Source organism: Rugamonas sp. FW305-51 (genome assembly GCF_058786935.1).
In genome coordinates this window covers 18876-27732 of record NZ_JBYSZG010000064.1, presented here as the reverse complement: position 1 = coordinate 27732, position 8857 = coordinate 18876, and the positions used below count along the sequence as shown (strand labels likewise).

At 73.6% G+C, this 8857-nt stretch carries 1 protein-coding gene; it reads right to left on the bottom strand.

The genetic code is table 11. The features are described from left to right. Positions 1-8807 (bottom strand): two-partner secretion domain-containing protein (locus tag AC3WOS_RS26495; RefSeq protein WP_492720039.1); only part of this gene is annotated, 8807 nt, incomplete at its 3' end. Positions 8808-8857: the final 50 nt, after the last annotated feature.

The following is an 8857-nucleotide window of genomic DNA, read 5'->3' as shown; positions in this document are numbered from 1 at the left end:
AGGCCGCCGCCATTGTCGACGCTGGCGCTGGCCGTGACCGTCGCATCCTGGTCGGCCCGCACGGCGCCGCCGGCGTTATTCAGTACGCCCGCCTTCAGGCTGACGTTCTTCGCTTCCAATCCCTGGTTGGCGCCTTGGGTGTCGCGGTTGTCGATCTGGGCCGCGCCCAGGTTCAGGCTGGCGCCCGAGCGGATCAGGCTGTGCCGGTTGTCGATGGTGCCCGTGCCCGCTTGCAGCGTCAGGTCGCCCACCGTCTGGATTTGCCCGCCCTGGTTGTCCAGGCCGGCGATGGTGAGGTTGACGCTGGACTGGCCGAGCAACTGGCCGGCCAGCGTGTTGCTGATGTGTCCGGCGCTGCCGGTGACGGCGCCGCCGGCGCCGAACAGGCCGCCCGCATTGTTCCAGTCGCCCACATGCAGGCTGGCCGCGCCGCCGCTGGCGATGCCGCCGCTGCTGCCGGCGTGCTGGGCCCCGTAGCCGGCCGCGTTGGTGTTGGTCAGCGTCTGGCTGCCCGTATCGAGCGCCAGCGTGGTGGCGGCCTGTAGCAGGCCGGCGTCGTTGTTGAGCGCGCCGCCGCGCAAGTCCAGCGCCTGGCCGGCCGCGACCGTGCCCTGGTGGTTGTTGATGGCCTGGCCGTGGCTGTCGATGACGATATTGGTGCCGACGATGCTGCCGGCGCTGCCGTAGCCGGCCGCCTGCGTGTTGCTCAAGCCGCCATTGCGCAGCGCGACGTCGCCGGCCGCCTGGATCACGCCGCTGTCGTTGACGGTGCCGCCGCTGGTGGTCGCGCTCACGTTGCCGTGCACGGAGGCGAGCTTGCCGCCCGTATTGTCGAACGTACCGGCCGTCAGCGTCGCATCGCCGTTCGCCGCCAGCAAGCCCTGGCCATTGTGGATGCCCTGCGCCGCCACGGCGCTCAGCGTGCCGGCGGCGCTGACCTGGCCCTGCTGGTTGGCGATGTCGCCGCCGCTCAGCGCGAGGTCGCCGCCGGATGCGATGCGCCCGCCGCTGCTGTTGTCGAGCGTGCCGGCCGCGCTCACGCGCAGCGCGCCCGCGCTGGCCCCCTGCACCACGCCGCCGCGGTTGTCGAGGGTGCCGGTGCCAAGCGTGGTGTCGCCATTGCTGGCGATGACGCCGCCCCGGTTGTCCAGCGTGCCGCTGGTACTGATGGCGGTGTCGGCCGCGCCCAGCTGGGTCAGGCTGCCCTGGCGGTTGTCGAGACTGCCCGCCGCCACCGTCAGGCGCTGGGCGACGGTGCTGGCGCCCTCGTGGTCGATGGTGCCGGCCGTGATGGCCACCGTGCCGTTGCCCGTGATCTGGCCCCGCGCATCGCTGACGGTGACCGCGTTGATGGCCAGCGTACCGCCGCCCGCATGCTCGATCCGGCCGTCCGTGTTGACCAGCGTGCCGGCGCCCAGCGTCAGATTGCTGCTGTTGACGGCGATCCGGCCCTGGCTATTGTTCAGGGTGCCGCCCGGTGCGCTCAGCACGATGGCCGTGTCGCCGCCGCCCGTCTGCAGGATGGTGCCGGCGCTGTTGTCCAGCCCGGCCACCTGCACTTGCAGCTGGCCGCCGCTCAGGGTGCCATGGCCGTTGGCCAGGCTCTGGCTGGCCGTAATGGCCAGCGTGCCGGCCGCCGTCACCGCTGCGTTGCTGGTGCTGACGTTGCCGCCGCCGGCGTTGAGGGCGATGGCGGCGGCGCTGGTCTGGCTGGCGCTCACGTCCACCGTCGCGCCGGCCAGCACGGCCTGGCCGGCAGCCAGGTTCTGGCCGTGCGATACCAGGGCTTGGCTGGCCGTCACCCGCAGCGCGCCGGCCTGGGCCAGCGCGCCGTCCGCCTGCACGCCCGCGCCCAGCAGGCCGGCCGCGCTGCTGTCGACACTGTTGGCGCCCACCGTCGTGTTGCCCCGGGCCGCGATCAGGCCGCTGTTGACGAGGGCACCGGCCACGGCCAGGCTCTGGTCGCCGGCCGCGTACAGGCTGCCGCTGTTGGCCACGCTGGCCGCCACCGTGTCGAGCCGGCCGCCGGCGTAGATGGTGCCGGCCGTATTGTTCAAGTCCGCCACGCGCAGCGCGGCGTCGCCGGCCACCGCTTGCAGGCTGCCGTGGCTGTTGTCCACGCTGCCCCCTTGCAGCGCCAGACTGGCCCCGGCGGCGATCAGGCCGGCCGTGTTGTTGAGGGCGCTGCCGGCCGTGACGCCGGCGTTGCCCACGGCGCCCACATGGCCGCCGCTGTTGTCGACGGTGGCCGCGCCCAGCGCCAGGTCGCCATTGCTGTCGATCCGGCCGCCGCGGTTATCGAGCGTGCCGCTGGCCATAACGCTGCCCTGCCCGCCGCCGAGCTGGGCGATCTGGCCGGCCCGGTTGTCCACGCTGGCGGCCGTGATCGCGATGCGCTGGGCGACGGTACTGGCGTCGCGGAGGTCGATGGCGCCGGCCGTGATGCGCAGCGCGCCGTCGCCGACGATCTGGCCGCGCCGGTCGTCCAGCGTGCCGGCCGTCAAGGCCAGCGTGCCGGTGCCGGCCTGTTCTATCCTGCCATCCTCGTTGATCAGCGTGCCCGCGCCCAGCGTCAGGTTGGCGCTGTTGACGGCGATGCGTCCGGCCGTGTTGTCCAGGATGCCGGCCGGCGCGCTCAGGGTCAGCGTGGTGTCGCCGGCGCCGCTCTGGACGATGGCGCCGAGGCCATTGTTGAGGTTGGCCACGTTCAGCGCCAGCTGTCCGGCGCTCAGGCTGCCTTGCGTATTGTCCAGCAGCTGGGTGGGCGCGGCCGCGGCCGTCACGCTCAGGGTGCCGGCCGTGCCGACCCGGGCTTGCACCGTGCGCACGTCGCCGCCGGTGGCCGTGATGGCGATATTGGCCGCGCCCGTCTGGCTGCCCCCCAGGTCGACCGAGGCGCCGCCCAGTTGCGCGTCGCCGGCCGCCACGTTGTTGCCGTTCGCTTGCAAGGCGTGGCTTGCCGTCACCGTCAGCTTGCCGTCCCCGGCCAGGCTGCCGTCCGTGCGCAGGCCCGCGCCCAGCCAGCTGCCGGCGCCGCTTTGCACGCTGTCGGCCGCCACCGTCAGGTTGCCCAGTGCGGCGGCCGAGCCGCTGTTGGTGAACGCGCCATCGACCCGCAAGCTCTGGTCGCGCCCAGCGTACAGCACGCTGTCGTTGCGCAGCTCGCCCGTGGTGTGGACTGTCAGGTCCGTGCCTGCGCTGACCATGCCCTGATGGTTGAGCAGGCTGGCCGCGTTCACCGTCACGGCGCCGTCGCCGGCCTGCAGCGTGCCGTCCGTATTGTCGAAGGCCTGCACGTCGGCGCGCAGGGCATGGGCGGCCGCCAGCACGCCGGCGTTGTTGTCGAGCGCGCCCAGGCTGGTGACGGCGGCCGAGGCGGCCGACGTGACGCGGCCATGGCGGTTGTCCAGCGTGCCGGCCCGCAGCTGCAGCGCGCCGTTGGCGGCGATGTCGCCGGTGGCGTTGTCGAGCTGGCCCGTCACGTCCAGCGCCATGCCGCCCGCGCCGCTTTGCAGCAGGTGGCCGCCATGGTTGCTCAGGCTGCTCGCCTGGACCGCCACGTCGGCGGCGGAAGTGGTGGCGCCGTCGTGCAGCAAGGCGGCGCTGGTGATGCGCAAGGCGCCGTTGCCCGTGATCAGGCCGCGCGCGTCGTTCAAGGCGCCGCCGGTGGCGATGGCCAGCGTGCCGCCGCCCGCATGCTCGATCCGGCCGTCCGTATTGAGCAGCGTACCGGCGCCCAGCGTCAGGTTGGCGCTGTTGACGGCGATGCGGCCTTGCGTGTTGTCGAGCACGCCGTCGGCGGCCGTCAGCACGATGGCCGTGTCGCCGCCGCCCGTCTGCACGATGGTGCCGGCACTGTTGTCCAGCCCGGCCACCTGCACTTGCAGCTGGCCGCCGCTCAGGGTGCCATGGCCGTTGGCCAGGTTCTGGCTGGCCGTGATGGCCAGCGTGCCGGCCGCCGTCACGGTCGCGTTGCTGGTGCTGACGTTGCCGCCCGCGGCGTTGAGGGCGATGGCGGCGGCGCTGGTCTGGCTGGCGCTCACGTCCACCGTCGCGCCGGCCAGCACGGCCTGGCCGGCGGCCAGGTTCTGGCCGTGCGCCACCAGGGCCTGGCTGGCGGTCACGCGCAGCGCGCCGGCCTGGGCCAGCGCGCCATCCGCCGCGACGCCCGCGCCCAGCAGGCCGGCCGCGCTGCTGTCGACGGTGTTGGCGCTCACCGTCGTGTTGCCCCGGGCCGCGATCACGCCGCTGTTGACGAGGGGGCCGGCCACGGCCAGGCTCTGATCGCCGGCCGCGTACAGGCTGCCGCTGTTGGCCACGCTGGCGGCCACCGTGTCGAGCCGGCCGCCGGCGAAAATGGTTCCGGCCGTATTGTTCAAGTCCGCCACGCGCACGGTGGCGTCGCCGGCCACCGCTTGCACGCTGCCGCCCGTGTTGTCCACGTTGCCGGCCTGCAGCGCCAGGCCGGTGCCGGCCAAGATGGCGCCGGCCGTGTTGTCGACCCCGGCCGCGACGATGGCGGCGCTGCCGGCGGCGGCGATGCGGCCCTGCTGGTTGCGCAGGGTGTCGGTGCGCAGGGCCAGCTCGCCGCTGCTGTCGATGCGGCCGCCGCCATTGTCGAGCGTGCCGGACACGGTGATGGCGCCCTGGCCGTTGCCCAGCTGGGCGATCTGGCCGGCGCGGTTGTCCAGCTGGTCGGCCGTGATGGTGACGCGCTGGGCGCTGGTGGCGCCCTCCCGGTGGTCGAACTCGCCGGCCGCGATCCGCACCTCGCCATTGCCCGTGATCTGGCCATGCTGGTCGGCCACGGTGGCGGCATGGATGGCGAAGGTGCCGGCGCCGGCGTGTTCGAGCCGGCCGGCCGTGTTGAGCAGGGCGCCCGCGTCCAGCGTCAGGTTGCCGCTGTTGACGGCGATGCGCCCGGCCGTGTTGTCCAGGGTGCCGCCGGGCGCGCTCAGGCGGATGGCCGTGTCGCCGCTGCCGCTCTGGACGATGGTGCCGTGGCTGTTGTTCAGGTTGGCCACGTTCAGCGCCAGCTGGCCCGCGCTCAGGCTGCCGGCCGTGTTGTCCAGCACTTGCCCCGGCAAGGCGGCCGTGACGCTCAGCACGCCGGCCGCGCTGACCTGGGCCCCCGCCGTGCGCACGTTGCCGGCGCCGGCCGTGACGGCCAGGTTGGCCGCGCCCGTCCGGCTGCCGCCCAGGTCGACCGCCTTGCCGCTCAGGACGGCGTCGCCGGCGGCCACGTTGGTGCCGTTCAGCTGCAGTTCGTTGGCCGACGTCACCGTCAGCTTGCCGCCGCCGGCCAGGCTGCCGTCGGCGCGCACGCCGGCGCCCAGCAGGCTGCCGGCGCTGCTTTGCACGGTGCCGGCCGTGATGGTGGTATTGCCCTGGGCGGCGGCCGTGCCGGTGTTGGTGAACGTGCCGTCGACCCGCAAGGTCTGGTCGCGCCCCGCGTACAGCAAGCCATCGTTGTTCACGTCGCCGGTGGCGTTGACCGTCAGGTCGCTGCCGGCGCTGACCGTGCCGCGGCTGTTGAACAGGTTGACGGCCTGCAGCGTGACGGCGCCGGCGGCGGCCTGGAGCGTGCCGCCGGTATTGTCCAGCCCCTTGGCGTCCACATACAGGCCGCTGGTGCCGGCCACGATGCCGTCGCTGTTGTTGAGCGCGCCACGACTGGTCACGCCGGCCCAGCTGGCCGACGTGATGCTGCCCTGGCCGTTATCGAGGCCGCCGGCCTGCACTTGCAGCATGCCGTTGGCGGCCACCTCGCCGTTGGCGTTGTCGAACTGCCCCGTCACGTTCAAGGTCATGGCGCCGTCGCCGCTTTGCAGCAGGTGGCCGCCGTGGTTGCTGACCCTGTCGGCCTGCAGCGACAGGTTGCGGGCCGTGGTGCTGGCGCCATCGTGGTTGAGCGCGCCGGTGCTGATGGCCAGCGCGCCGTTGCTGCTGATCTGGCCGCGCACATCGGTCAGGGTGGCGGCGCGCACCGTGAGCGCGCCCGTGCCCGCATGGTCTATCCTGCCGTCCGTGTTGATCAGGGTGCCCGCGCCCAGCGTCAGGTTGGCGCTGTTGACGGCGATCCGGCCCGCGCTGTTGTTGAGCGTGCCGTCCGGCGCGCTGAGCACGATGGCCGTGTCGCCACTGCCGCTCTGGACGATGCTGCCTTGCCTGTTGTCCAGTCCGGCCACCTGCACCACCAGCTGGGCCGCGCTCAGGCTGCCGTGCACATTGGCCAGGTTCTGGGCCGCCGTGATGGCCAGCGTACCGGCCGCCGTCACCGTGGCGCCGCCGGTGGTGACGTCGCCGCCGCCGGCGTCGAGGGTGATGTCGGCGCCGCTGGTCTGGCCGCCGCTGACGTCCACCGTCTTGCCGGTCAGTACGGCCGCGCCCGTGGCCAGGTTCTGGCCGTGGGCCGCCAGCGCCTGCACGGCCGTCACCTGCAACGCGCCCGTTGGCGCCAGGCTGCCGTCCGCTTTCACGCCCGCGCCCAGCAGGCTGGCCGCGCCGCTGGCTATGCTGTCGGCGCTGAGCGTGGTGTGGCCCCGGGCCGCGATGGTGCCGGTGTTGACCAGCGCCCCGCTGGCGGCCAGCAACTGGTCGCCGGCCGCGTACAGGCTGCCGCTGTTGGTGACGCTGGCGGCGCTGGTGTCGAGCTTGCCGCCGGCGTAGACGCTGCCGGCCGTGTTGTCCAGGTTCGCCACCCGCAGCGTGCCGTCGCCGGCCAGCGCTTGCAAGCTGCCGTGCTGGTTCTGCACGTCGGCCGCGTGTACCGTGAGGGCGCCGCCGGCCACGATGGCGCCGCCGGCATTGTCCACCCCGCCGGCGGCGACGGTGGCGATACCGGCGGCGGCGATCCGGCCCAGGCCGTTATGCAGGCCGTCCGTGACGATGCTGGCGTCGCCGTTGCTTTCGATCTTGCCGCCGCTGTTGTCCAGGCCGTGCGTGGCCACCACCGTGGCCAGCCCGCTGCCGGTCTGGCTGATGGCGCCGCCGCTGTTGTCGAGGCGCTCGGCCGTGATGGCGACGGCGCGCGCGGCCAGCGTGGCGCCGCGCGCATCGATGGTAGCGGCCGTCAGCTGCACGCTGCCGTTGCCGGCGATGTGGCCGCGCTGGCCGTCCACGCTGGCGGCCCGCAAGGCCAGCGTGCCGGCGCCCGCGTGCTCCAGCGTGCCATCCGTGTTCAGCACGCTGGCCGCCGTCAGCGTCAGGTTGCCGCCGTTGCTGCCGAAGTAGCCCTGGCTGTTGTCGAAGTTACCGGGCAGGGCCAGCGTCAGGTCGGCGCCGCCGGTCTGGGCCAGGTGGCCGCCCCGGTTGGACAAGTCGTGGGCGGCGATGGCCAGCTGGTCGGCCGTCACGTGGGCGCCGTCCGTGCGCACGGTGGCCGCCGCGCCCAGCGCCAGCGCGCCGGGCGTGGCGATGGTGGCGGCGCTGGCGTCGAGCGCGCCGTCCGTCGCCTGCAACGCCACGCGCGCGCCGGCCAGCCGCGCCCCCGACAGGTCGAGCCGGCCGGCCGTGGCCTCGAGCGCGCCGGCGGCGGCCAGGGCGCCGTGCACGACGACGGCCGCGCCGGCCGTCACCTGCAGCCTGCCCGTGGTGCCCAGCTTGCCGTCGCCGTTGGCCTGCAGCGTGGTGTCGCCCTGGGCGGCGAGGGTGCCGTTGCTGACGATGTTGGCGCCGCCCGTGACGGCCGTGTCGCCTTCGGCATAGACGGTGCCGCTGTTGTCGAGATCGCCGCCGGCGGCCAGGCGCAGCGCCGCCGCCGGCCCGGCCGCGCGCAGGCTGCCGCTGTTGCTGAGCCAGCCGTCCGTCTGCAGCACCAGCTGGCCGGCGCTGCTGGCCACGCTGCCGGCGTTGCGCACGCCCAGCCCGGCCTCGGTGCCGATCAGGGTGATCTTGCCCGCGTACATGCCGCCCAGCTGGGCCACGTCAAGCGCGAAGCGGGGCGCCGGTCCCGTCGCCGTGGCCGCCGTGGCCGTGGCCGTCCCGTCCGGCGCCAGCGCGATGCGGTTGGCGCCCACGGTCACCTGCAGCTGGCTGGCCCAGATGCCCGCGTTGAGCTGCACGGCGCGCGCCAGGATGGCCGTATAGTCGGCCTGCGTGGTGTCCAGGCCGCTGCCGCCCACCGTCACGCTGCCCTGCTGCACCAGGTAGCCCTGCAGCACGCCGTCGCTCAGCTGCGGCAAGCCGGTGGTGATGGTGACCCGGTTGGCGTTGATGAAGCCGCCGCCATCGACGTTCACGCCGGCCGGGTTGGCGATCACCACCTCGGCCCGGGGCCCGGCCACCTCGATGAAACCGCGCAGCTGGCTGGGGTCGGCCGCGTTGACTTCATTGACGATCACGCGGGCCGGATCGCGCTGCATCCACGGGTTGCCCTGGACCCAGCCGCCCAGCTGGCTTTGCACGTCCCGGTAGCTGTTGTTGAGGATGGCGCCCTTGGCCGTCACGTCGAACTGCACATAGCTGTTGCGCGACACCCCGGCCGCGCTGGGGGTCTGGATGTTGACCTGGGTCGCGCCGTTGGCCGTCTGCAGCACGGTGGGGCGCTGCTTGCCGGGCGCACTGGGGTCGGCCACGATCTGCGCGTGGACGGGGGCGGCCAGCAGGGCCGCCATGCCCAGCGCGCCCGCCAAGGCCAGGCACAGCGGGCGCAGCGCCGCCGCCAGGCCGGACCGCCCGCCTCCCGCGCCACCGCCCGCCACCGCGCCGCTGCCGGGCGCCTGGCCTGGCGCGCTGGCGTGCTCTCCCACGACCATCAACTGGCCACGACGTTCATTGAAGATGATGCGGTACAGGTGCTTGTTCATAGTGTTCTCAGTGCAAAAGGTGGCGGCGGTGCGGCGCTGTCTTGCCGGGC